This is a genomic window from Bacillus sp. OTU530 (assembly GCF_038440375.1).
In genome coordinates, this window is the sequence record NZ_JASATP010000001.1 from 106,747 (window position 1) to 131,486 (window position 24,740).

Genomic DNA, 24,740 nt, shown 5'->3' on the forward strand with positions numbered 1-24,740 from the left:
AATTTGATATAGCAGGAAATTTTAGGAATAAAATATAAGGGCGACTACGCTTCTGTCCTCACCAATCGGCGAGTTTTCTTTATGACTTAAGAAATTGCTAGCTGGAAGATAATTCGACGTAGCGAGAAATTTTAAGAACAAAGCATAAGGGCAATTACGCCTCTGTTTTCGCCAATTGGCATGTTTTCTTTATTTACAATAAAAACATCATGATAACTTAACGTTTAAATGTTTATAAATATAAATTCGGAAAACAAAAAATATAAAGAAACTTCAGTATAGTCAAAATAAATATATTAAAAAAATTTATATTATGGGATTTTTTAGTTTTTATGCTAATAAAACAGTGTTTTTGGGTTGTTTGAAATGATAATTTAATATTGCATAAATATGTACGTGTGTTAAAATACATTCTGTCGAATAAAAATAATGAATAGTCTCTTTATAAAAGAGTGGATTTCTTTCGATAACAATAAATATATTCAGAAAATTTAAATGGAAACTAGGAGGGAGCAACATGAAGAAATTCGCATCCATTTTTCTTGCAGGCTTACTTGTAACTGGCCTTCTTGGAGCTTGCACAAAGAAAGAGGATACTAACACGGCAGGGAACAAAGAAAAGAAGGTTCTTGTGATGGGAACTTCAGCAGACTATAAGCCTTACGAGTATGTTGATTCAAAGGTGAGCGATGATATTATCGGCTTTGACGTGGATATCGCTAACTATATCGGGAAAAAGTTAGGCTATGAGATCCAAATTAAAGACATGGATTTCAGCGGCTTACTAGCAGCAATGGAAGCAAAAAAAGTTGACTTTGTAATGGCTGGTATGACACCAAAAGAAGAGCGTAAGAAGAACGCTGACTTTACAGATATTTATTTCGTTGCAAAAAACATTGTTATCTCTAAAAACGGCGCAGTGAAAAGCATGGCTGACTTACAGGGTAAGAAGATAGGTGTACAAACAGGATCTATTCAAGAAGGAAAAGCAAAGGATTTACAAGCAACAACACAATTTACAATAGAAGGCCGCAACCGCATCTCTGAGCTATTTGAAGAGCTGAAGGTAGGACGCGTTGATGCAATTTTAGTAGAGGATGCAGTTGCAAGCGGCTATTTGAAAAAGATGCCTGAGCTAAAAAGCGTAACAATCCCAGAAGCTGCCGATGAAGCTGGCTCTGCAATCGCTCTGCCAAAAGGAAGCGATAAGACAGAACAATTCAACGCTGTGCTGAAAGAAATGAAAGAAAACGGCGAAATGGACAAGCTAATCAAGAAATGGTTTGAAGGTAACAAATAAGTCTTGTCTAGCTGCAATGTTGAGGAATCTCTCGGTGATATGCTGGGGGATTCCTTTCTGTGTGATAACGATTAGAAATTTCTAAATTATTAAAGGATTGCCTGGTATTTCTATTTATATATTGTGTTTTTGAAAATACTAGAGTTGTTCATATTTCATTGAAGAGGAGAACGGAACGATGAACCTTGATTTTTCGCAAATTGCTCCGTCCATGCCGTACATTCTAAAAGGTCTGCAAGTGACGCTGCAAATCGTGGCGGTTTCAGCTCTTTTAGGATTTGCGTTAGGGACGCTGCTTGCTTTATGTAAAATTGCGCGTATAAAGGCATTAGGCTTCTTTGCTGATGCATATACATCCATTTTCCGCGGTACACCGCTTGTGCTGCAATTGATGATTATTTACTACGGCTTTCCGCAAATTACCGGCTACGATATTAGTGCCTTCCTGGCAGCGGTTATCGCATTTGGGTTAAACTCCGGTGCTTATATGTCTGAAATTATCCGCGCTGGTATTCAGGCAGTAGATAAAGGACAAACAGAAGCTTCAATGGCACTGGGTGTTCCATATCGAAAAATGATGGGCGACATTATTTTTCCGCAAGCGTTAAAAAACATTTTACCGGCGCTAATGAACGAGTTTATTAGCCTGACAAAGGAATCAGCGGTTGTAACAGTTATCGGTGCTGCTGATTTAATGCGCCGTGCATACATTGTTGGCGGAGAAACGTATTCATATTTTGAGCCGCTTCTATTCGTAGGGCTTGTCTATTATTTACTAGTTATGATACTTACACTCGTTGGAAAAGCGGTCGAAAGGAGATTGAGCAAAGGTGATTAAGATTGAAGGATTGCAAAAATCATTCGGCAAGCTTGAGGTTTTAAAGGGGATTTCCACAACCATTGAACAGGGACAGGTTGTAGCAATTATTGGCCCGTCTGGTTCCGGTAAATCAACTTTTTTACGCTGCATGAATTTACTAGAACAGCCGACTGGCGGACGTGTTTGGATTAACGGAAAGGAAATCACGGATACAAAAACCGATATTATGAAGGTACGCCAAGACGTCGGGATGGTGTTTCAGCATTTTCATTTATTTCCTCATAAAACAGTGCTAGAAAATTTAACGTATGCACCAATAACGGTAAAAGGCGTATCAAAGCAAGCGGCAGAGCAAACAGCGAAGGACTTGCTGCAAAAGGTCGGTCTGCTTCAAAAAGCAAACGAATATCCAACGCGTCTTTCCGGTGGACAAAAGCAGCGTGTTGCTATCGCAAGAGCGCTCGCAATGGAACCGTCCGTTATGCTGTTTGATGAGCCAACCTCAGCACTGGATCCAGAGATGGTGAAAGAGGTGTTAGAGGTAATGAAATCTCTTGCTCACACAGGCATGACGATGGCAATTGTAACGCACGAAATGGGTTTTGCGAAGGAAGTTGCAGATCGTGTTATGTTTTTAGACGGAGGTTATCTTGTAGAGGATGCGCCTCCAAATGAATTCTTCGTCGCACCAAAGAGTGCACGTGCGCAAGAATTTTTACAAAAGATGTTATAATATAGAAGGGGACGGCAATACGCTGTTCCCTTTTTTGCACTTTAAGAACGGATAAATTTCTAGCCCGAAGCCAATTCGATGCAGCGAGAAATTTTTAGGAATACAGTATAAGTAGGGCTATGCCTCTGTCTTCATCTAACGATTCGCCAAGTCGGCGAATTTTCTTTAAGGGTTGTCTAGCGTTTATACATAGGCTCCGCGTAACAGTGCGTATTGCTCATTTGTGATAACAACTGCTTTTGATGTACATATGAATGGAAGAGGGTTAGGCTTATGTTCAAAATTGGATACCGCACTGTGAAAACAGCTGTCGGGGCCGCAGCAGCTCTGTTTTTGGCTCAAGCGCTGGATTTACAGTTTTATAGCTCAGCCGGTATTCTTGTTATTTTATGCGTCCAAAATACAAAGCGAAAATCATTAAAGGTCTCTTTGCATCGTCTTGGTGCTTGTCTTTTATCTATTGTGTTTTCTTTTGTCGTATTTGAAACAATCGGATATCATGCGTTAGCGATTGGTTTGCTGATTCTATTATTTATTCCAACAGCTGTGATGCTCCGAATGGAAGAAGGAATTGTTACCAGTTCGGTTATTGTTATGCACATTTATTCTTTAAAAACAGTAACATGGCCGATTGTTTGGAATGAGGTATGTATCTTAATTATCGGCATTGGCATTGCCCTTCTTGTGAACTTATATATGCCTAGTGTGGAACGAGAACTCAAGAGGTATCAGCAGCTAGTAGAGGAGTATTTTAAATTGTTGCTGCATGAGATGGCTGTTTATTTACGGAGCCGCGAGAGTGATTGGGATGGAAAAGAGATGATTGAAGCGCACGAGCTGTTACATCAGGCTAAGGCATTGGCCTTTCAAAAACTGGAGAATCAGTTTACAAGGGAAGATGACTATTATTACCGTTATTTTACAATGCGCACCCGCCAATTTGAAATCTTAGAGCGTGTGATGCCGCTCGTTGCTTCCCTTTCTTGGACATATGAACAATCAGAAATGGTTGCCACATTCATTGAAAGCGTTGGAGCGGCGGTTCGCCCTGAGAGCACGGGACTCATTTCCCTTCAATATCTTCATGAGCTTAGGGAGCAGTTCCGCGTGATGCCGTTACCAACGACGCGAGAAGAATTTGAAACAAGAGCGATGCTATTGCAGCTCCTCAATGAAATGGAACAATATTTAATCATTAAAAGCGAGTTTAAGGGGAAGCATACCTACATACAATCGCTATAAGAAAGAGAGGTATGTTGTATGCTTCGCACTCTTTCCCTGCTCCTTTTTATTTCCATGTCACCTCTTTGGCCGCTTGGCGATAATCCAAGGGTCGGCGATCCATATATTATCGTCAACAAGCAAACGAACAAGCTTGCCTACATCAATCAAGGCAAAATTCAAGGTGTATTTCCTGTTGCAACAGGAAAAACAAACGATTTAACACCGGAAGGCGCGTTCGATGTTGTGAGAAAGGCGAAAAACCCGTATTACATAAAAAAGAACATTCCTGGCGGTTCTCCCAAGAACCCACTTGGATCGCGCTGGATTGGTTTTAACGCCCGAGGAACGGATGGAAGCAAATATGGTGTCCATGGTACGAACGCTCCGAGCTCCATCGGCAAATATATCTCGCAAGGCTGTATTCGAATGTATAACAAGGATGTCGAGTATTTATATGATCGGATCCCAATGGGAACAAAGGTGCTCATTGTGAAAACAAAAAAATCATTTGAACAGCTTGCCAAAGAAAAAGGCGCAATCGCAAGAAGCGAACAGCCGGCTCCGTAAAGGGGGCCGGCTGTTCGCGTATAAAGTCTATGGCAACTACATATCTGTGTGAGTTTTCTACGAGAACATGCTAATGCCGGCTAGAAGCGTTGTAATAATCATGGAAAGTAACATAATGTAGACAACGATTTTTTGTTTTCTTTTGTTCATCGCTTGTCCCTCCTTTTACTTATGTTTCTATTTTAAAGGGAAGAAAGGACAGGGGCAAGCAGATGCGGATATTGACAATATTCGAGGAGTGGCATACAGAAAAAAAGGAATATTTTGTATGTGAAAAGAATATAAAACGTGTATGTCTACTATTTGAACCATTTTTGCAGCTTGTGCTTAGTGAAGGAGAGAGGGAAATGATTAAGAAAATCGATCATATCGGGATTGCAGTAAAATCCCTTCAGGAAACCCTTCCCTTTTACACCGAGATGTTGCAACTGGAGCTTTTGGGGATTGAAGAAGTTGCTTCACAAAAAGTAAAGGTCGCTTTCTTAAAATTAGGCGAAAGCAAGCTTGAGCTTCTTGAACCAACAGCGGCCGATAGTCCTATTGCTCGATTTATCGAAAAGCGCGGTGAAGGCATTCATCATGTGGCACTAGGGGTAAGCACGATTACAGAACGCATTCAGGAGATGCAGGAGAAAGGCATTTCCATGATTGATGTGATTCCGCGTCTTGGAGCCGCCCGTTCCCATATCGCATTTATGCACCCGAAGTCCGCGCATGGTGTGCTGTATGAGCTTTGCGAAAAACAGGTAGAGGCGGAGGGCTAATAGATGGCGGATATTTATGAAAAGCTAAACGAACTCTATGATAAACGACGGAAAATCGAGCTTGGCGGCGGAGATGATAAAATTGAAAAGCAGCATCAGCGCGGCAAGCTGACGGCTCGCGAGCGGATCGAGCTCTTATTAGATACCGGTACCTTTGTCGAGTTGAATCCGTTTATGGAGCACCGCTGTACAGATTTTGGGCTGGCAGCCAAAATTGGACCTGGTGATGGTGTTGTAACGGGTTACGGAAAGGTGAATGGCCGCCCAATCTATTTATTTTCACAGGATTTTACTGTGTTTGGCGGTGCACTTGGCGAAATGCATGCCAAAAAAATTGCGAATGTTATGGATTTGGCAGCACGAAACGGAGCGCCTATCATCGGATTAAATGATTCTGGTGGTGCGCGTATTCAGGAAGGTGTTTTGTCGCTTGACGGATATGGTCATATTTTTTATAGAAATGCCATTTACTCAGGTGTGGTTCCGCAAATTTCTGTAATTATGGGACCATGTGCGGGCGGGGCGGTATATTCTCCAGCTATTACGGATTTTGTGATCATGGTGGAGAATACAAGCCAGATGTTTATTACCGGCCCCAAGGTCATTGAAACGGTAACGGGCGAGAGCATTTCAACTGAAAATCTAGGCGGTGCAACAGTCCATAGCTCAATTAGCGGAAATGCTCATTTTGCAGCGGCTGATGAGGAAGAAGCACTCAAGCTAGTGCGCATACTTTTGAGCTATTTACCGCAAAGCTGCGAGGAACGCCCGCTTTTGTATGAAAGACATGATACCGATGATTACCGTCCGGATTTAACGGATGTGATTCCATTTGATTCACTTCGTCCATATGATGTGCGCAAGGTTATTCGGCAGGTTGTAGATGACGATACATTCCTTGAGATTCAAAAGGATTTTGCTAAAAATATTGTAATCGGTTTCGCACGGATAAAAGGAGAAGCTGTCGGATTGGTATGTAACCAACCGAAGGTAATGGCAGGAAGTTTGGATATTGATTCGTCCGACAAAGCAGCCCGTTTTATTCGGTTGTGCGATTCTTTTAATATTCCAATCATTACGTTTGAGGATGTAACAGGCTTTTTCCCAGGTGTGAAGCAGGAGCACGGCGGTATTATCCGACATGGGGCGAAAATTCTATATGCGTACTCCGAAGCAACAGTTCCAAAAATTACAGTCATTCTTCGCAAGGCCTACGGCGGAGCGTATGTAGCATTGAACAGTAAATCAATCGGTGCAGACGTTGTGTTCTCTTGGCCAAATGCTGAAATTGCGGTAATGGGTCCGCAAGGTGCGGTTAATATTATCTTCGCAAAAGAGATTGAAGGCAGTAAGGCGCCAGATGTAACACGAACGGAGCTCATCGATGAGTATCGCGAGAAATTTGCAAATCCATACATTGCAGCAAAGCATGGCATTGTTGATGATGTAATTGATCCCCGGGAAACAAGACAAAAGCTGATTCAGGCGCTCGAAATGCTGCGCTCGAAAAAGGAGGAGCGTCCGAAGAGAAAACATGGGAATATCCCATTATGATATGAAGAAGTGAATGCTTAGCCGTTCGCTTCTTCCTGTTTTTTGGTATATGATAGAGAAGTAAGTACAGCTTCTTTATAAAGAAAACTCGCCGATTGGCGAGCCCTACTCTTGGGCGAAGACAGAGGCGTAGTTGCACTTATACTGTATTCCTAAAATTTCCGACTACGTCGAATTGGCTTCTAGCTGGGAATTTATACTTTCCTACAGTGTAAAGATAAGAAAGCATCCTGGTATCGGTGCGGTCCTGCTTCCTTCCACAAGTCGGCTCCGTCCGAACTGTGTGGTTTGGACGTGGGGGGTTTTGTTACGGGAGCAAGCGCGCCTTGGCTTTCCTTATTTAAAAAATTTTGTGCATAGACAAGATTTCCATCAAGTAAAGGCGAAATAGGAAAGATACATAATTTTTTGGGAGGTTCATAGCCATGATTAATCAAGAGCGTTTGCTAAACGAATTTTTAGAGCTTGTACAGGTAGATTCCGAAACAAAGTTTGAAGCGGAGATTTGCAAAGTATTAAAAGAGAAATTTTCTGCCCTTGGTGTAGAAGTATTTGAGGATGATACAACTGCAGAAACTGGGCACGGTGCAGGCAATTTAGTATGCACGCTTCCAGCGACGAAGGAGGGTGCTGATACGATTTATTTTACGTCTCATATGGACACAGTTGTTCCTGGAAAAGGAATTACTCCTTCCGTGAAGGATGGATATGTTGTAACAGACGGGACAACCATTTTAGGGGCGGATGACAAGGCAGGTCTTGCGGCGATGCTGGAAGCGGTTCGTGTGCTAAAGGAGCAGCAGATAGAGCATGGGAAGATCGAATTTATTATTACAGTTGGAGAAGAATCCGGTCTTGTCGGTGCAAAAGCATTAGATCGTTCTCTTATCACCGCTCAGTACGGCTATGCGCTTGACAGTGATGGCAAGGTTGGTGACATTATCGTCGCAGCGCCGACGCAGGCGAAAATTAAAACGATTATTCGTGGAAAAACAGCGCATGCGGGTGTGGCTCCTGAGAAGGGTGTTTCTGCGATCACAATTGCGGCCAAGGCGATTGCAAGAATGCCGTTAGGCCGTATTGACGAAGAAACAACGGCAAATATCGGACGTTTTGAAGGCGGTACACAAACAAACATCGTGTGTGATCATGTTTTGATTTTAGCGGAGGCGCGTTCTCTCATAGGAGAAAAAATGCAGCAGCAGGCGCAAAAAATGAAGGAGGCATTCGAAACGGTAGCTGAGGAAATGGGTGGACAAGCCGAGGTGGAAATCGAGGTGATGTATCCAGGCTTTAAGTTTGCAGATGGTGATCACGTGGTTGAGGTGGCCAAGCGTGCAGTAGCAAGCATCGGACGTACGCCAGCACTCCACCAAAGCGGCGGCGGCAGCGATGCAAATGTAATTGCCGGACACGGCATTCCAACGGTAAATCTCGCTGTTGGGTATGAGGATATTCATACAACAAATGAGAAAATGCCGATTGAGGAATTGGTGAAAACAGCTGAACTGGTTGTTGCGATTGTTCAGGAGACTGCGAAATAAGAAGAGTGAAGAGAGGGCATATTTGTCCTCTTTTCGTATTTTGAGAACGATCTTTCCCCTTGTGGGAAAGGAGCGTTAGCGAGTAGGTGGGAGTAGTTCAATACAGTTATCCTTTTTACATACTTGTACTGACAGTAAATCTAAATTTGCATAGTTGGATTCGAAAGCGTTATTGGCACGGAGTACAGCTTAGCGGATACAACTATAAACACATGAACAATATAACTTATTTTCTGATTGCGAGAAACATTTGCCAATCGGCTCAACTTTCCGTAAGATGAACGGTATATACTATGATATTTGGAGGAAGCAGTGTGGAGTTATTGTTTTTAGGAACAGGTGCAGGCGTTCCCGCAAAAGAGCGAAATGTATCGGCTGCGGCGCTGCAGCTATTGGAGGAGCGGGCCGCAACGTGGCTGTTTGATTGCGGGGAAGCGACGCAGCATCAAATTTTACATACATCGATTCGGCCGCGCCGGATTGAAAAGATTTTTATTACCCATTTGCATGGGGATCATATTTTTGGATTGCCCGGTCTGCTTGGCAGCCGTTCCTTTCAAGGCGGGGATACGCCACTGACGGTATACGGACCAAAAGGGATTCGTTCCTTTATCGAGGTCTCTCTTACAGTAAGTACAACACATGTGAAATATCCGCTTCATATTGTGGAAATCGAAGAGGAGGGTATTGTGTTTGAAGACGAACAGTTTACAGTCGAAACAGCACGTCTTTCTCATGGAATCGAGTGCTTTGGATATCGTATTACAGAGCACGACATTCCCGGACCGCTGCTTGTTGATAAATTGCTTGAGCGCGGCATAAAACCGGGACCTATGTTTAAACGTTTAAAGAACGGCGAAAGTGTTGAGCTTGAGGATGGAACGGTGCTAAGCGGCGCAGATTTTATTGGACCACCGCAAAAGGGACGGATTGTCACGATTTTAGGAGATACGCGCTATTGCGAGACAAGTATTCGTTTGGCACAGGATGCAGACGTGCTTGTGCATGAGGCAACGCTGGCGGCTGCCGAAGAAGAGCAGGCGCATGAGTATTATCACTCTACAACGCATCAAGCAGCCCGCGTAGCAATGCTTGCCGGAGCGAAGCGGCTGATTTTGACGCACATAAGCTCTCGTTATCAAGGGAAGCAGTGTGCTCAGCTGCTGGAAGAAGCGCGCGATATTTTCTCTCATACAGAATTGGCGGATGATTTCAAACGATTTTCAATTGGAAAATTTGTATCTCCATCCAAGAGAAGTGAGTAAGAAATGAAAGAGGACGGCAAATTGCCATCCTCTTTCGGTTTTTGTGTGTTGCAAACTTTATTCCACTGTAAGAAAAGATAAGTTTCCAGCTAGATGCCAATTCGACATAGTCAGAAATGTTAGGAATACAGTATCAGTGCAACTCCGCCTCTGTCTGCGCCCAAGGGCAGGGCTCGCTTTATTGCTTCATCAATGCTTGTAGCGTTTCACCCAGCTCATGGGAGCGCTCTGTTGCCCGCTTGATGCATTTTATAATTGCATCTGGGAAACCATTGTTCTGCAGCGTTTCAATCCCAGCTTGGGTTGTGCCGTTCGGGGACGTAATTTCCGCACGCAGAACAGTCGGATGCTTCCCTGTTGTGAGCAGCATATCAGCCGCTCCGGATAATGTTTGTAAGATTAATGATTTAGCAACCTCATCGTCAAGACCAGCCTCGCGCGCTGCTTGTTCCATTGCTTCGACCATGTAATACACATAAGCTGGGCCGCTGCCAGCTAAAGCTGTGACTGCATGCATTTGTTCTTCATCCACAACCGAAACGCTGCCAATTGCTTCAAAGAGCTGTCTTGCAATACGAAGATGTTCTTCTGTTGCATAAGCAGATGCACAAATCGCTGTTGCCGATTTCAAAATAGCAGCTGATGTATTTGGCATAGAACGAACAATCGGTATGTGCTTTTCTAGCAATCCTGTCATAGAAGCTGTTGAAACACCAGCAAGAAGAGAAATAATGAATTGCTTCTCCGTGATGTATTCCTTCACCTCAGCGATTGCTTCAACTACGTCTTTTGGTTTCATAGCAAAAAAGATAATATCGGCATTACGAAGAAGTTCTTTTTTATCGTGTGTGCCGTTTACGTCGTACTTGCTTTTGAAGTACGAGAGCCGATCAGTGTTAGAGCGGTTGCTCACTGTAATATCTTGTCCCTTGACTAAATTTGCTTCCAATAATCCTGCGATCACGGCCTCCGCAATGGAGCCGGCCCCTAAAAAGGCAATTTTATAGCTTTGCATGATAAGCCCCCTGATAAAATGTACTCCCATATCATATGGGACATTTTCTGATTGTTCCGTATTTTTATCACTATACTTCAGAATGTGTTTCCATGTAAAGAGTATATGTCACTTCGAAATGAATGACAAAATTTTACTCTTCGTGTAAACTGAAGGGAGATTCATTTTTTACATGTTTAAGCAGGAACAAGTCTGCAGAATGTGCGGGTTGTTTGGCTATCGAGTCTAAATGGGACACTTGCGAAAAGGTATAAATTTCTATATAGAAGCTGATCCAACGCAGCAGGAAATTTTAGGAACAAAGTGCAGTTGCAACTACGTCTCTGTCTACGCCTACTAGCTTGCCAATCGACGAGTTTTCTTTACACTGTAAGAAAAGATAAATTTCCAGCCAGAAGCCATTCGACGTAGTCGGAAATTTTAGGGATACAGTGTAAGTGCAACTACGTCTCTGTCTGCGCCTATCGACGAGTTTTCTTTACACTGTAAGAAGATATAAATTTCCAGCCAGAAGTCAATTCGACGTAGTCGGAAATTTTAGGGATACAGTGTAAGTGCAACTACGTCTCTGTCTGCGCCTATCGACGAGTTTTCTTTACAGGTAAAAGAATAAGGGGGCTGAACAATGGACACCATTTACCGACTGGAGATTCCAGTTCCGTTTGCAGTGGAAACAGTGAATGTATTTTTAATAAAAGGCGATTCGTTGACGCTTGTAGATACGGGAACAAATACAGCAGAGGCCCGCTTGGCTTTACAGGCTGGGCTTGGTGAACTTGGCTATCGTTTGTCTGACATTGAAACAGTTATCATTACACATCATCACGTAGATCACTCTGGCTTGCTGAATGATTTTTCGGAGACCACTGCTATTATTGGGCATCCGCGGAATGAGCCGTGGATTAGTCAAAATCCAGACTTTTTAGCATGCTATGAGCAATTTTTTCAAGATATTGTACCGCAGTTCGGCATCCCGGAAGTGATTGCGAAGTATGGACCCCCGATGAAGAGGACGCTTGCTTACGCGAGCAAGCGCTCGTTAAGTGCAGCGGTTCAGGAAGGGGATCGTCTGGATTTCTTGCCGGAGTTTACCGTGATCGAGACACCGGGACACGCTTCTACCCACATCGCTTTGTTTCGGGAGCAGGACGGCTTGATGATTGGCGGCGATGCATTGCTCGGTCATATTTCCTCGAATCCATTATTAGAACCGCCTTATTTCGGAGAGACGGAGCGGAAAAAGCCGCTGTTAGAATATAATGGTACATTGCGACGGCTTGGAGAGATGCCGATTTCGCGTATTTTGCCGGGGCATGGCAGTGATGTCACACAGGTAAGTGAGCTTGTAGCGGAGCGGTTGAAAAAACAGGAAGCTCGGGCGCAAAAGGTACTCAATATGCTGAAGGAAAAACCGATGACGGCGTTTGAAATATGCATACAGCTGTTTCCGACACTGTATACGAAGCAGTTTGCGCTCACTTTGTCTGAAACAGTTGGACAATTGGACTTTTTAAAATATAATCAACAAATATTATTAGATACATCTGTAGCAGAGTGGATGTATTATGCGAAATAGGTGAGAATATGAAGCTTAGCGGAAAAGTGATTGTTATTACAGGTGCCTCAAGCGGCATCGGTGCGCAGCTTGCCTTGCAGGCCGCAGCTCTTGGAGCAGTGCTTGTTATCATGGCACGCACGAAAAGTAAGCTTGAAGAACTAAAGGAGAAGATTGAAGCTCAGTACCGCACCCCTTGCCATGTTTATGCACTTGATGTAAGTGATGAGCGGATGGTGGAAGAAACATTTGCACGTGTTGAGAAGGAAGTCGGTTCTGTCGATGTGCTTGTGAACAATGCGGGCTTTGGTATTTTCAAAACGTTTCAGGATGCCTCCATGGCGGAGGTCAAGGAGATGTTTCATGTAAATGTATTTGGTCTTGTTGCTTGTACGAAGGCAGTTCTCCCAAGCATGCTTCGGCGTAACAGCGGACATATTGTCAATATTGCCTCGCTTGCTGGGAAGATCGCAACACCAAAATCAAGTGCATATGCGGCAACAAAGCATGCGGTGCTTGGTTTTACAAACAGTCTGCGCATGGAGCTCGGTAATACAAATATAGGTGTTACGGCTGTAAATCCAGGTCCTATTGAAACAAATTTTTTCAATATTGCTGATCAATCCGGTACGTATGTCAAAAGCATGCAACGATATATGCTGAAAGCTGATTATGTCGCAAAGAAAACGATAAAAGCGATTGAAACAGGAAAGCGGGAGCTAAATCTTCCGCGTTGGATGGGAATCGGTCCTGTGATTTTTTCTTTATTTCCTGGTTTATTTGAGCGTGCGGCAGGAAAATCGCTTAACAAAAAATAAATGGGAAGGCTGTAATAGCTCTCCCATTTTATTTTTTCGATGAAGCTGCCGAATAATTTTATCGAAAGCACTTGCCAGTGATATCTTACTAACGGTTGGTATGAGAAATCCTAACTGTACTGCTTGATATACAAACTAATCAAAAACCCCAGCCGTAAACGCTACGGCTGGGGTTTTTGGAGATTGTCCCGGAACAGCCTTTTGCTTATTATTTGCTGCAGACCTATCCTCTTACTGGCTTGAATTGGTGATAAATTCGTATACGGCATCCTCTATGAGCTCGTATAGCTCAGCATCAGGCTGATCCCGCTGCATCTTCCATATTTCCTCAAGAAGCTGCCTGTAATCGGACTCGGAAAGCGGCAAAGTCTCTTTCGTATAATGATATTGATAAAAACAATTGCGGATCATATTTTTGATCAATGCTTCATTCATTTGTTTAAGTCCCTTTGTTCTTGATTTTGTAACAGTATACAGCAGAAGTAAGGAAGGATAAAGAAAAAATAAGCTGTTTTTGTTGGATTCTTAATCAAAACAAGTTTTTATGCATTTCAATGAATAAAAACATCCTTTTTATGAAAGTCACGTTTTAAACCAGCTGAAGCTACGCAGCTTTATACTACTGTTTGAAAAAAGAATATGCTTTGTCCGTCTTTTTTTAGGACATTATAAGAAAGAAAAGTTTCCGAATTTTTTGCTGGCCTTCTTGCGGGGCGTTCTGATATTGTGCGAACATGAAAAAAATTCGGTCATTTATAAATATTTAATTGACGTCATAAATATACAATATTATAATCAGAGATACATTGATTTTATGAGCGGAGGGAATATATGAAAACATCTGTTATCGGTGCTACGGGATACGGCGGAGTGGAGTTGCTGCGATTGCTTGCTCACCACCCTGAGCTTGAGGTTGCTTCGATTCACTCATTTTCGCAAACGGGGGAACCGATTAGCAATCAGTATCCGCACCTAAACTCGATCGTAACAAATACATTAGAAGAAATAGACGCAGATCATATTGCGAATACTAGCGAGCTTGTATTTCTAGCAACGCCTCCAGGGGTTTCTAAAGAGCTGACTCCAGGGTTATTGCGAAAAGGCTTAAAAGTGATTGATCTCTCTGGGGATTTCCGTATGAAAAATCCAGATGAGTATGAGCAATGGTATAAACGACCGGCTGCTGGGCGAGAGGATTTAGCAAAAGCAGTTTACGGATTATCAGAATGGAAAAGGGATAGCATCTACGGAGCAGACTTGATTGCGAATCCAGGATGCTATGCAACTGCTACATTGCTTGCGGCTGCACCTCTTATGAAGGAACAATTAATTGAAGAGAATTCTCTTATTATTGACGCAAAATCAGGTGTATCGGGAGCAGGAAAATCACCAAACGCGATGACGCATTTCCCGGAAATTCACGATAACCTTAGAATATATAAAGTAAATGAGCATCAGCATGTGCCAGAAATTGAGCAAATGCTGACAGAATGGAATGAAAATACGAAGCCTATTACCTTTAGCACGCACCTCATTCCGATCACACGCGGCATCATGGTAACAATGTATGGGCAGGCAAAGCGTGAAATGACACGGGAGCAACTAAAGCAAATATATGAGGAAAGCTATGCAGACGCTTCATTCGTACGGATCCGCCAGAGCGGCTATCCAAGTCCGAAAGAGGTATGCGGCTCAAACTATTGCGATATAGCTGTAACATATGATGAGCGAACAGGACGGATTACAGTTGTATCTGTTATTGATAACTTGATGAAGGGCGCTGCAGGGCAAGCGGTGCAAAACGCAAATATTGTATTAGGATTGAATGAACGAACAGGGCTTGATATTGTGCCTTTGTATCCATAGAGGAGGAAGAAAAATCATGATTGAAACATCAGTGTGCGTAAAACTAGCAAATGGATCTATTGTTACTCCAAAAGGCTTTAAAGCAACAGGAGTGCACGCCGGAATTCGAAAAGCGAGGAAAGATCTCGGAGCGATTTTGTGTGAGGTACCGGCCAGCTGCGCAGCTGTGTATACACGAAATCAATTTCAGGCAGCACCAATTGTTGTCACGAAAGACAGCATCGCTGCGCACGGCAAGCTTCAAGCAGTTGTCGTAAACAGTGGGAATGCGAATGCGTGTACAGGAGAGCAAGGAGAACAGGACGCTTTTGAGATGCGCACACTGACAGCGCAGCAATTTGGTTTAGAGGAACATCTTGTAGCGGTCGCTTCAACAGGAGTGATCGGTGAAATGCTTCCGATGGAAACAGTGCGCGGGGGGATCTCGCAGCTTTCTCCTACAGAGGATGAGCAGGATGCCTTTGGCTTTTATGAAGCGATTTTAACAACAGACTTAGTTGTGAAGAAAACATGCTACCAAACAATGATTGATGGCAAATGTGTAACAGTAGCAGGTGCGGCAAAGGGTTCTGGCATGATCCACCCGAATATGGCGACAATGCTAGGCTTTCTTACAACGGATGCAAATATTGACAGTGAGGTGCTGCAGCAGGCACTGCGCACAGTAACGGATCGCACATTTAATCAAATTACAGTAGATGGCGAAACATCTACAAATGATATGGTCGTTGTGATGGCGAGCGGATTGGCAGAAAATGAGCCGCTTCATCCGGGACATCCAGACTGGGATAAATTTTTCCAAGCATTTAAAAGCGCAAGCGAGGATTTAGCAAAGGCGATTGCAAAAGACGGCGAAGGCGCAACAAAGCTGATTGAAGTGAATGTGCATGGCGCGACTTCAGAGGATGATGCGCGTATGGCGGCGAAGAAAATCGTTGGCTCTAGCCTAGTGAAAACAGCAGTTTATGGTGAAGATGCGAACTGGGGTCGAATCATCGGTGCATTAGGCCATAGTGAAGCGCCGGTAAATCCGCGCACGGTGGATATTTCATTAGGAGATATCGCTGTACTGAAACAAAGTGAACCGCAGCCTTTCTCAGAAGAAGAAGCAAAGCGTTATTTACAGCAGGATACAATTGTAATTAACGTGAACTTAAACATTGGGGACTTCAGCGGAACGGCATGGGGTTGTGATTTAAGCTATGATTACGTGAAAATTAATGCGAGCTATCGCACGTAAGGGGAGACGGAAATGAAAGAGGCAATTGTAGTAAAGTGCGGCGGGAGCGTCTTAGCACGTCTGTCGGACACTTTCTTTTCGAGCCTGCAAAAGCTAAAAGCAGAACACGACCTTGTCGTTGTCCATGGAGGCGGGCCGGAAATCGATGAAATGTTGACGAAGCTAAACATTCCAGTAGAAAAAAAGAACGGATTGCGCGTCACAACAAAGGATGTATTAGAAGTTGTAGAAATGATTTTATGTGGAATGGTAAACAAAAATCTCGTAGCACGCTTTGAGAAAAACGGCGCGTCAGCTGTCGGATTATCCGGCTGCGATGGCAAACTTCTCGAAGCTGCCGCTTTAAATGAAGAGCTTGGATATGTTGGCGATGTGAAGACTGTAAATGTGAAGCTGCTGCAAAGCTTGCTGTCACAGGAACTCGTTCCAGTCGTGTCTCCGGTAGGTATGGATACAAGCGGTCAGCTGTATAACATTAACGGTGATACAGCTGCGGGAGCGATTGCTTCTTCACTTGGAGCAAAGCAACTTTTATTTGTAACGGACGTTCCAGGTGTACTTCATAATGGTGAACTTATTCGCGAGGCGAACGAAGAGCTATTGTCCAGTCTGATTGAAGAGGGAGTCATTACGGGCGGTATGATTCCAAAGGTGAAGGCGGCTTTAGCTTCACTGCAGGGTGAAGTTGAGCAGGTTATTATCGTAGATGGACTTAAAGGCTTTATTGATGAGAACGGAGCAATCATTGGAACAACTGTTACGAAAGGAGTGAAGGCAGGATGAGCAGCGCGTTATTTCCGAATTACAAACGCTGGGAATTGGAAATCGTAGAGGGTAAAGGCACAAAGGTAATTGATGCAAATGGAACGGAATACTTAGACTTTGTCTCTGGTATCGCTGTATGCAATCTAGGACATTGTCATCCTGCTGTAGTTGAAGCGGTGCAGGCACAATTACAAAAGCTATGGCACGTTTCAAATCTTTTTGAAAACTCCTTACAGGAGGAAGTTGCGTCTCTTCTCGTTGCAAATAGCGACGGACAGCGCGTATTTTTCTGTAACAGCGGCGCAGAAGCAAATGAGGCAGCTATTAAACTAGCCCGTAAACATACAGGGAAAAGCAGAATTTTAACGTTCCATCAATCATTCCACGGCCGCACATTTGCGACAATGACGGCAACAGGACAAGAGAAAATTCACAGCGGCTTTGGTCCGCTGCTCCCGACGTTTTCTTATTTGCCATTTAACGACGCGGCGGCGCTTGAGCAGGCGATGGATCATGAAGTGGCGGCTGTTATGGTAGAGGCTGTGCAAGGGGAAGGCGGCGTAACGCCAGCACAAATAGAATTTCTGCAGGCAGCAGAAAAGCTTTGCAAGCAATATGGCGCATTGCTAATTATTGATGAAGTGCAAACAGGAATCGGGCGGACAGGAAAAGCGTTCGCTTATCAGCACTATGGTATTTCTCCTGACATCATTACAGTAGCGAAGGGGCTTGGAAACGGTATTCCAGTTGGGGCGCTTATTGGAAAAGGGGAGCTTGCGGATACATTTAGTGCGGGAACACACGGTACAACGTTTGGCGGGAATATGATTGCAATGTCTGCTGCGAAAGCGGTGCTAGAGAACGTAATGCAGCCAGAATTCCTAGAAAGTGTGACTGAAAAAGAGGCGTACTTTATGGAACTTCTGCAAGATGTAACATCTCTTCCAGTTGTTAAAGAAGTGCGCGGCAAAGGGTTAATGATCGGAATCGAATGTAACACAGAAGCGGCTCCTTTTGTAACAGAGCTGCAAAAGAAGGGCTTGCTCGTATTGGTGGCTGGACCGAATGTTGTACGTCTGTTGCCTCCTTTAACGGTAACAAAGGAAGAGCTGGAAACAGCTGCTAGCGCAATAAAAGAAGTACTAGGCAAAGTCAGTGCAGTCTCACTATAAAGAAAACTCGCCGATTGGCGAGCCGTGCCCTTGGGCGAAGACAGAGTTGCACTTACATTCCTGAAATTCCCATATAAGTAGAGTGACTTCTAGCTAGAAATTTATAATTTTTTATAGTGTAATAAAAAGCGGAGCTAGTCAGAATGGCTCACGCTGTAAAATACCTCCTCACCATAGAAGGTGCGTTTCTGCCTTTTATGGTGAGTGTTATTTTTCGTAAGGGATTAGGGACAATCAAAGGGAGGCGTGCTACATGAGTGTATTACAGCAAACGATAGATGTGAAATTAAAGGCAAATGATGTCTTAACATTAGAGGAGCTTAGCTCAGAGGAGATTGTATCCTTGATTCAACTGGCGGTACAGCTAAAAAAGCAGCGAGCTGAAACAGGAAGCAATCCAAACGTATTACAAGGAAAAGTGTTAGCGATGATTTTCGATAAGAGCTCCACGCGTACACGTGTTTCCTTCGAGACAGGCATGCTGCATCTTGGCGGACATGGTATGTTTTTAAGCGGAAAAGAGCTTCAGCTTGGACGCGGAGAAACAATTGAAGACACGGCAAAGGTATTATCGCAGTACGTAGATGCGATTATGATTCGTACGTTTGAGCACGAGAAGGTGGCAGAGCTTGCGAAGTATGCGACAATACCTGTTATTAATGGTCTAACAGATGGCCATCATCCTTGTCAGGCTTTGGCAGATTTGCAGACTATTTATGAGGAAAAAGGAACATTCGAGGGCGTAAAGCTTACTTATGTTGGAGATGGCAACAATGTACTGCATTCCTTATTAATTGGGGGAGCAAAGGTTGGTCTGCATGTGGCAGCTGCTTGCCCGGCTGGTTATGAGCCGAATGAGGAAATTGTAAATACAGCGAAGGAAATTGCAAAGAAAACCGGCGCTGTAATTGAAGTTATGGAAAATCCACAAGCAGCTGTGCAAGGAGCAGATTTCTTATACACAGATGTTTGGACTAGTATGGGGCAAGAAGAGGAAGCTGCAAAACGTCTGCAAGACTTTGCAGCATACCAGGTAAATGAGCAATTGGTGCAATGGGCAAAGCCAGATTACAAGTTTTTACATTGCTTACCGGCGCACCGCGGTGAAGAAGTAACCGCAGAAGTTATTGACGGACCACAGTCCGCTGTATTTGAGCAAGCTGGCAACCGTCTTCACGCGCAAAAGGCAGTACTTGCTGCGCTATTACAATAGTTATAAAACAAGCAGTCTTCTAAATGAGGACTGCTTGTTTTGCACTTTAATAAGGTATAAATTTCCAGGTGGAAGATAGTTTGATATGACGAGGAATTTTAGGGGTACAATATAAGGGCAACTACGCCTCTGTCTTCGCCCAAGAGCAGGGCTCGCCAATCGGTGAGTTTTCTTTATTGCAATCTTAATATTATGTTTTAAATATATATACTGTTTACATGAGGAGATGGAAGAGCTTCTAAATCCTTTCCAAAATATGTATTGTTATTTGAATATTTATTATCTTTTTTAACTCTTCTTTATACATTATAATAGTATATACAAGGAGAAATATATCTGTGAGGAAACTTGTGAAGGATAAAACGGGAGAGATGTATGTGAAAAGAGGAAAAAGGAAATACGGCTTTTGGAGAAAGATACAACGTGCATTTAAGCTTAATTTTTATAAGTTATTTCGATCTCCTGGCGGTGCCAAAAAGGTTGCGCTTGGATTCGCACTTGGCTTTGGTATGGAAATGATTGTTCTTTCTACTGCTTCTTTAATTTACTTACTGTTTTACCCAATTGTCCGTTTGTTCCGTGGGTCCCTTCCAGCAGCGATTATTGGAAACGTTGTCGGCAAGCTAACGTTTTTACCTGTTGTTTTGCTCCCGTTTGCTCATGCGCTTGGCAAGTTTGTTTATCCGGTTGACATCCATGATCGGCCAATGAAAGAGCACTCACTGTTAGAGGTATTCTCAGGAAACTTTATGGATATCGCAAAGGAACTGCTGCATAGCGGTTTATATACACTGATTGGCATGATCATCTTCGGGACATTACTGGGTCTTGCTTCGTATTTCATCATCTACCATCTATACGAAAAAGAACGGCAACGCCGCCTAGAGAAAAAGAAAACAACAGCAATCGCATTGATGCGTACGTAACGAATAAACGGGATCTGCGTAGATTCCGTTTATTTTATGCTGTAGAGAAAAGATAAATTTCTAGCCGAAAGCTGACTCGACGTAGTGAGAAGTTTTAGGAATATAGTATAAGGGCGACTACGCTTTTGTCTTCGCCCAACGGCTCGCCAATCGGCGAGTTTTCTTTTCATATACGGTAAAATCGCCCACCCAAACAGCTTGTGTGCTGCATATTGTTCAATATATGCATAGGAGGGATGATGTATGATTTGGTTGTATCCACCTGCTTCATTTTATTATTACACTCCAATATATATACCTGCATTAGATGAACGTGTTATGCCGTTTCGTCAAAGCGAGCAAGTCCAGCAAATCCAGCCGCCCTATTTACAAACGTGGCCGTATTCGAACAACTATTATGGCAATTACTATGAATCGTGAGGCTGCCCCCGGGCAGCTTCTCTTAACACGGTATTACTTGGGTGTAACAATACGCAGCGTCGGAAGGTAAGTTTTCATATGCTGTATGATTTTGTCATAGCGTTCTCGTGCAAGCGGATATTGCTCTTCTGTAACTTGTGCAAGCGGTATGACCTGATAATCCGTTTGATTGCGAGAGTATGTGAAGGTCGGTAAAAAGGAGGGATTGTTTAATACGATTCGTCCATCTTTCTCCTTCCTTATAGAGACCTCTATAATTCCACCAAAGTGCGTTTCTTCATTTTCCTGTCCAGCAAGAAAGTTGCCAAGGGAGTAGGCAACAAAGGTTTGGTTTCCTTGTTTTCCGGTCAGAAACTCGGGCGGCTGCAGGACATGTGGATGGTGGCCAAGAATAACAGAAACACCAAGGTCCGCTAAAAATTGGGTAACTTCCTTTTGGCTGCTGTTGGGCAGCGTTTCATATTCTGTTCCAAAGTGAAGGATGACAATAACTGCGTCCACAATCTGCTTTGCTTGTTCCACATCTTGTTTCATTTGTTCAGGTTGCATTAGGTTCACTAGATAAGGCTTTTGCAACGTATCAATCCCATTTAAACCGTATGTATACGATAAGACAGCACAGGTTATGCCGTTTTTGGAAAATGTGCGAATTGTATTTCTGTCTTCTTGTGACGTGTACGCCCCTGTGCGGACGATATTAAGTTTATCCCAATAAGAGAGGCTACGCTGCAAGGCTTGTTCACCGCGATCTAGCGCATGATTGTTTGCTAGGCTCATCACATCAAATCCGGTAAAGGCAAGGGCATCAGCAATTTCAATGGGACTGTTAAAGGAAGGATATGTTGATAAACCAATTTCTACACCGCCTATGATCGATTCTTGATTTGCAAAAGCAACATCAGCTTTCTCAATATAAGGCTTTACAGCGGCAAACATAGGCAGAAAATCAAAGTGATTCCCGCTTCTGCGAGCATCATTGTATACAACGTCGTGGAGAAGAATATCACCGACTGCCGCGAGCCGCACTGTAGCCTCCGGAGATGGATTTGTTTGCTTTGGCATGTCCTTCGCTTGCGGTTGATTTTTATTTTGAAGGAGAAACACGATGCTAGTGCACGCTGCAGAAAGCAAAATAAGTGTGATGAGAGATCGTACATATTTCATTGTTGCATAACTTCCTTTATTAGATAGAGTATAGAAGTTAGTATTTCCAACAATGGGTTCTGTGAAACAACAGCGGAGACTGTTTGAATGATGATCATTAAGCAGCACATGATACGTGTTATAATAATTTGACATACGGTTTATATGTATACAGGGGCGTAGTTGCAAAATATAGAAAAAAAGACTATAGAAGGTGTTGCAAAAGAGAATGAGAAATTATATAGCAGCTTTGTTATTTATAGCAGGGGTAGTACTCATCAGCATAACAGGATGGCAGTTTATTGATGCGAAGAGGCAGCAGAAGCAATCAACGGCAGAAGCACAAGAGATGTTAGGGAAAGCCAAGGATACGAAGCCGAGCCGTGCTGCATTTCAGCCGCAAAAGGACGAAACAATCGGCATGCTTCGGATCCCGAAAATTAATGCTGTGCTTCCTATTATAGAAGGAACCGATCCAGATGACTTAAAAAAAGGGGTCGGACATTATACAAGTACAGCATTTCCAGGAGATCATAATCAAATTTTGCTTTCCGGTCATCGCGATACAGTGTTTCGGAAATTTGGTGAAATAGAAAAAGGCGATGAATTGATTGTAGAGCTGCCGTATGGCACATTCCGTTATGTGATGGATCATGCAAAAATTGTCCCGGCAGATAATACAACAGTCATTGGTTCAACCGCACCAAATGAGGTGTTAAATGTATCAACCTGCTATCCGTTTCGATTTGTCGGATCAGCGCCGGACCGTTATGTTATCTATGCCTATCCTGAGGAAAAACAGTCGTAAGCGCTCGGCATCGAAGTCGCATTCTCTGCTGGCCCGGTTTTTCTATATCAGGGAGCAATCGCACTATTAGCAACACAAATTCATACATTTGTGCCGAAGGAAATAATGGATCAGCTTATTGTTGAGCTAACAGCTACAGGTGGTGCGCTTATCATCGTAATCGGGCTGAATATTTTAAAAATCACGTCTATTCGCGTGGCTAATAGGCTGCCAAGCTTGTTATGTACGATAGTATTCGTGCTTATCATGGAATATATGTAAGAACAGGAGGAAAACCCTCCTGTTTTTTTATGCCTTAAGAAAGCATAAAACTCCAGCTAAGAGTATATTCGATGTGACAGAAAATCTTAGCAATAAAGTGTATGAGCAACTACATCTTTTATCTTCGCTCAAGAGCAGGGCCCGCCAATCAGCGAGTTTTCTTTACAAGATAATTTAGGATTCATCCGCGGACATACTCTCTTTGCTTATAATAATTTTTTTATAAAAACATGAGGAAAAAACAACCAATTGGGCAAAATAACGGTAATCTTTTATGATAAAAGGAGTGAATAGACGATGAAAAAGCAAGTGATAGGCTGGACAATAGCTGGTTTATTGGCAGTAGGAGGAGCAGGGATGCTGCCAACAGCAAAAGCGGAAGCGATGCATGGAAAGTTTTTGCAGGATGGCTCGCGGCATGAGCATTTACTTAGAATGGCAAATCATTTTGGGATTGCAACGGAAGGAAAAAGCGATGAGCAGCTAAAGGCGGAAATCCATCAAGTGCTCGAGAAAAAGCATCGAGAGCATTTGCTGCAGAAGGCAAAGGAATTTGGGATTGCAACAGAAGGCAAGACAGCGGAGCAAATTCATAATGAAATTCGGAAGCTGCATGAGTCTGATCTATTGGAGGAGGCAAAGCGCTTTGGAATTGCAACAACAGGAAAATCTCATTTTCAGCTAAGAGAAGAAGTCCAAAAAGCCCGGTATGCTCAGGAGCATGAGCAGCTCGTACAATCGGCGAAAGAATTTGGAATTGCAACAGAAGGAAAAACGAACTATCAGCTGCGTAAAGAAATTATGAAAAAAGAAGAAACGCAAGTCATAGCGGAGGCAAAAAAACTAGGCATTCAAACGGAAGGGAAATCGTATGAGGATCTAAAAGAAGCAGTAGAAAAAGCGAAGAAGCAGTAAGCAAAAACAGCCGGTTCTCTATTGAACCCGGCTGTTTTTGCTTACTGCTTAAAGAACGTATAAATAAGCGAGTTTTCTCCACAAAATGGATCCATTCTCAATTGTATATTCTCAAGAAGTTTTCTCTTCATGGACGAATTTTCCTTTCTTCCCTTGCGCATAGTAACAATGAGAGTAAGATCAGGAGGGTTAGTATGTACAGATATACATTAGCAGTAATGACTTTTTTGATTTTATTTAAGGCCCTCAGTGCAGACCCTGTGAAGGCTGCGACAGAGCCAACACAACAGGAAATGCATATGCGTATTGAACAGCATTTTCGTCAAAAGGCGGAGCATTTCGGGATTGAAACAGAGGGAAAAGAGCTTAAGCAGGTGCGTAAGGAGCTTCATGATGCCCAAGAGGCAAAGCGTTTGGAGATGATTCAGCGTGCAGCAGCTCGTTACGGCATTGAAACGGAAGGGAAGAGCATGCATACGATTGTTGAGGGGATTCGAACAGCGAGAGAAAAAGAAGTACATGATCTTGCCAAGAAGTTTGGCATTCAAACAGAAGGAAAAACGATGCAGCAGCTTACAGTAGAGGTAGAGGAAAAACAAGAGGCCACGAAGTAAGCGTCACGAAAGGGGTTTCATGCCATGGAGCACAACCGGCATAGTCTGCAAAATCATTGGACATTTGTCATGTATGATGGCTGCAGGCGATATTCGAATGATAATCATTGTATTGTAGCTGCGTAAACAATAGTAAAGAAAACTCGCCGATTGGTGAGCCCTGCCTTTGGGCGAAGACAGAGGCGTAGTTGCCCTTATACTTTATGCCTAAAATTTCTCGCTACGTCGAATTGGAAGC

25 protein-coding genes and 1 pseudogene are annotated in these 24,740 nt (G+C 43.2%); 22 read left to right on the forward strand and 4 right to left on the reverse strand.

The annotated features are described in order from the left end of the window. Positions 1–517: 517 nt before the first annotated feature. From AAHB12_RS00560 to AAHB12_RS00580, 5 genes are all read left to right on the forward strand, one after another. Complete coding sequence (locus AAHB12_RS00560) at positions 518–1,300, forward strand: transporter substrate-binding domain-containing protein (RefSeq protein WP_342043962.1); 783 nt, start codon at positions 518–520, stop codon at positions 1,298–1,300. 178 nt (positions 1,301–1,478) lie between these two features. After that, on the forward strand, positions 1,479–2,138 hold the full coding sequence (locus AAHB12_RS00565) for an amino acid ABC transporter permease (RefSeq protein WP_342043963.1): 660 nt from the start codon (positions 1,479–1,481) through the stop codon (positions 2,136–2,138). Continuing rightward, entirely contained in the window at positions 2,131–2,853 is a 723-nt protein-coding gene (locus AAHB12_RS00570; protein ID WP_129727136.1) for an amino acid ABC transporter ATP-binding protein, read from the forward strand. Before AAHB12_RS00565 ends, AAHB12_RS00570 begins: the two co-directional genes overlap by 8 nt. Positions 2,854–3,126: 273 nt before the next feature. Next, positions 3,127–4,095, forward strand: a complete 969-nt coding sequence (locus AAHB12_RS00575) for an aromatic acid exporter family protein (RefSeq protein WP_342043964.1) — start codon at positions 3,127–3,129, stop codon at positions 4,093–4,095. Positions 4,096–4,113: 18 nt separating this feature from the next. After that, positions 4,114–4,644, forward strand: coding sequence for a L,D-transpeptidase (locus tag AAHB12_RS00580; protein WP_342043965.1), 531 nt, complete (start codon positions 4,114–4,116; stop codon positions 4,642–4,644). Positions 4,645–4,701: 57 nt separating this feature from the next. Here the strand turns inward: AAHB12_RS00580 and prli42 are convergent, their stop codons facing one another. Continuing rightward, entirely contained in the window at positions 4,702–4,794 is a 93-nt protein-coding gene (gene prli42, locus AAHB12_RS00585; protein ID WP_165350712.1) for a stressosome-associated protein Prli42, read from the reverse strand. A 197-nt stretch (positions 4,795–4,991) separates the two neighbouring features. On the opposite strand from prli42, the gene mce reads away from it, so the two are divergent. The 4 genes from mce (at position 4,992) to rnz (ending at position 9,771) form a co-directional block, all read left to right on the forward strand. Continuing rightward, on the forward strand, positions 4,992–5,408 hold the full coding sequence (gene mce / locus AAHB12_RS00590) for a methylmalonyl-CoA epimerase (protein WP_129727133.1): 417 nt from the start codon (positions 4,992–4,994) through the stop codon (positions 5,406–5,408). Between the two features lie 3 nt (positions 5,409–5,411). Then, complete coding sequence (locus tag AAHB12_RS00595; RefSeq protein WP_342043966.1) at positions 5,412–6,962, forward strand: acyl-CoA carboxylase subunit beta; 1,551 nt, start codon at positions 5,412–5,414, stop codon at positions 6,960–6,962. 425 nt (positions 6,963–7,387) lie between these two features. Then, positions 7,388–8,506 (forward strand): M20/M25/M40 family metallo-hydrolase, encoded by a 1,119-nt coding sequence (locus AAHB12_RS00600; protein ID WP_342043967.1) that lies wholly within the window; start codon positions 7,388–7,390, stop codon positions 8,504–8,506. Positions 8,507–8,820: 314 nt separating this feature from the next. Then, positions 8,821–9,771, forward strand: coding sequence for a ribonuclease Z (gene rnz / locus AAHB12_RS00605; RefSeq protein ID WP_342043968.1), 951 nt, complete (start codon positions 8,821–8,823; stop codon positions 9,769–9,771). A 178-nt stretch (positions 9,772–9,949) separates the two neighbouring features. On the opposite strand, the gene proI is transcribed toward rnz, so the two are convergent. Further along, entirely contained in the window at positions 9,950–10,786 is an 837-nt protein-coding gene (proI, locus tag AAHB12_RS00610; RefSeq protein WP_129727129.1) for a pyrroline-5-carboxylate reductase ProI, read from the reverse strand. A gap of 625 nt (positions 10,787–11,411) precedes the next feature. Between proI and AAHB12_RS00615 the strand changes: the two genes are divergently transcribed. Then, positions 11,412–12,362, forward strand: coding sequence for an MBL fold metallo-hydrolase (locus AAHB12_RS00615; RefSeq protein WP_129727128.1), 951 nt, complete (start codon positions 11,412–11,414; stop codon positions 12,360–12,362). Between the two features lie 8 nt (positions 12,363–12,370). Beyond that, positions 12,371–13,159 (forward strand): SDR family NAD(P)-dependent oxidoreductase, encoded by a 789-nt coding sequence (locus tag AAHB12_RS00620; protein ID WP_129727127.1) that lies wholly within the window; start codon positions 12,371–12,373, stop codon positions 13,157–13,159. A gap of 231 nt (positions 13,160–13,390) precedes the next feature. Here AAHB12_RS00620 and AAHB12_RS00625 read toward each other — a convergent pair whose 3' ends face one another. After that, positions 13,391–13,594 (reverse strand): YqzH family protein, encoded by a 204-nt coding sequence (locus AAHB12_RS00625; RefSeq protein ID WP_129727126.1) that lies wholly within the window; start codon positions 13,592–13,594, stop codon positions 13,391–13,393. Between the two features lie 396 nt (positions 13,595–13,990). Here AAHB12_RS00625 and argC point away from each other — a divergent pair, with 396 nt between their 5' ends. From argC to AAHB12_RS00660, 7 genes are all read left to right on the forward strand, one after another. After that, positions 13,991–15,025: an N-acetyl-gamma-glutamyl-phosphate reductase gene (argC, locus tag AAHB12_RS00630; RefSeq protein WP_129727125.1), complete on the forward strand. Its 1,035-nt coding sequence runs from the start codon at positions 13,991–13,993 to the stop codon at positions 15,023–15,025. A 16-nt stretch (positions 15,026–15,041) separates the two neighbouring features. After that, a complete protein-coding gene (gene argJ, locus AAHB12_RS00635; protein ID WP_129727124.1) occupies positions 15,042–16,265 on the forward strand; it encodes a bifunctional ornithine acetyltransferase/N-acetylglutamate synthase in 1,224 nt (407 codons plus the stop codon). 12 nt (positions 16,266–16,277) lie between these two features. Then, complete coding sequence (argB, locus tag AAHB12_RS00640) at positions 16,278–17,048, forward strand: acetylglutamate kinase (protein WP_129727123.1); 771 nt, start codon at positions 16,278–16,280, stop codon at positions 17,046–17,048. Then, entirely contained in the window at positions 17,045–18,202 is a 1,158-nt protein-coding gene (locus AAHB12_RS00645) for an acetylornithine transaminase (RefSeq protein ID WP_342043969.1), read from the forward strand. Before argB ends, AAHB12_RS00645 begins: the two co-directional genes overlap by 4 nt. Positions 18,203–18,455: 253 nt before the next feature. After that, positions 18,456–19,415, forward strand: coding sequence for an ornithine carbamoyltransferase (gene argF, locus AAHB12_RS00650; protein WP_342043970.1), 960 nt, complete (start codon positions 18,456–18,458; stop codon positions 19,413–19,415). A gap of 371 nt (positions 19,416–19,786) precedes the next feature. Then, complete coding sequence (locus tag AAHB12_RS00655; protein ID WP_129727391.1) at positions 19,787–20,341, forward strand: DUF2062 domain-containing protein; 555 nt, start codon at positions 19,787–19,789, stop codon at positions 20,339–20,341. A 243-nt stretch (positions 20,342–20,584) separates the two neighbouring features. Next, positions 20,585–20,761 carry a hypothetical protein gene (locus tag AAHB12_RS00660; RefSeq protein ID WP_342043971.1) on the forward strand — a complete coding sequence of 59 codons (177 nt, stop codon included), beginning with the start codon at positions 20,585–20,587 and terminating at the stop codon, positions 20,759–20,761. A 33-nt stretch (positions 20,762–20,794) separates the two neighbouring features. Here the strand turns inward: AAHB12_RS00660 and AAHB12_RS00665 are convergent, their stop codons facing one another. Further along, positions 20,795–21,925: a CapA family protein gene (locus AAHB12_RS00665; RefSeq protein WP_342043972.1), complete on the reverse strand. Its 1,131-nt coding sequence runs from the start codon at positions 21,923–21,925 to the stop codon at positions 20,795–20,797. 208 nt (positions 21,926–22,133) lie between these two features. On the opposite strand from AAHB12_RS00665, the gene AAHB12_RS00670 reads away from it, so the two are divergent. From AAHB12_RS00670 to AAHB12_RS00685, 4 genes and pseudogenes are all read left to right on the forward strand, one after another. Next, positions 22,134–22,712 carry a class D sortase gene (locus AAHB12_RS00670; RefSeq protein WP_342043973.1) on the forward strand — a complete coding sequence of 193 codons (579 nt, stop codon included), beginning with the start codon at positions 22,134–22,136 and terminating at the stop codon, positions 22,710–22,712. Positions 22,713–22,715: 3 nt separating this feature from the next. Further along, positions 22,716–22,973: pseudogene (locus AAHB12_RS00675) on the forward strand (DUF554 family protein); the annotation flags it as partial. A 297-nt stretch (positions 22,974–23,270) separates the two neighbouring features. Beyond that, complete coding sequence (locus tag AAHB12_RS00680; RefSeq protein ID WP_342043974.1) at positions 23,271–23,888, forward strand: hypothetical protein; 618 nt, start codon at positions 23,271–23,273, stop codon at positions 23,886–23,888. A gap of 194 nt (positions 23,889–24,082) precedes the next feature. Then, positions 24,083–24,502 carry a hypothetical protein gene (locus AAHB12_RS00685; RefSeq protein WP_410776037.1) on the forward strand — a complete coding sequence of 140 codons (420 nt, stop codon included), beginning with the start codon at positions 24,083–24,085 and terminating at the stop codon, positions 24,500–24,502. Positions 24,503–24,740 lie beyond the last annotated feature (238 nt).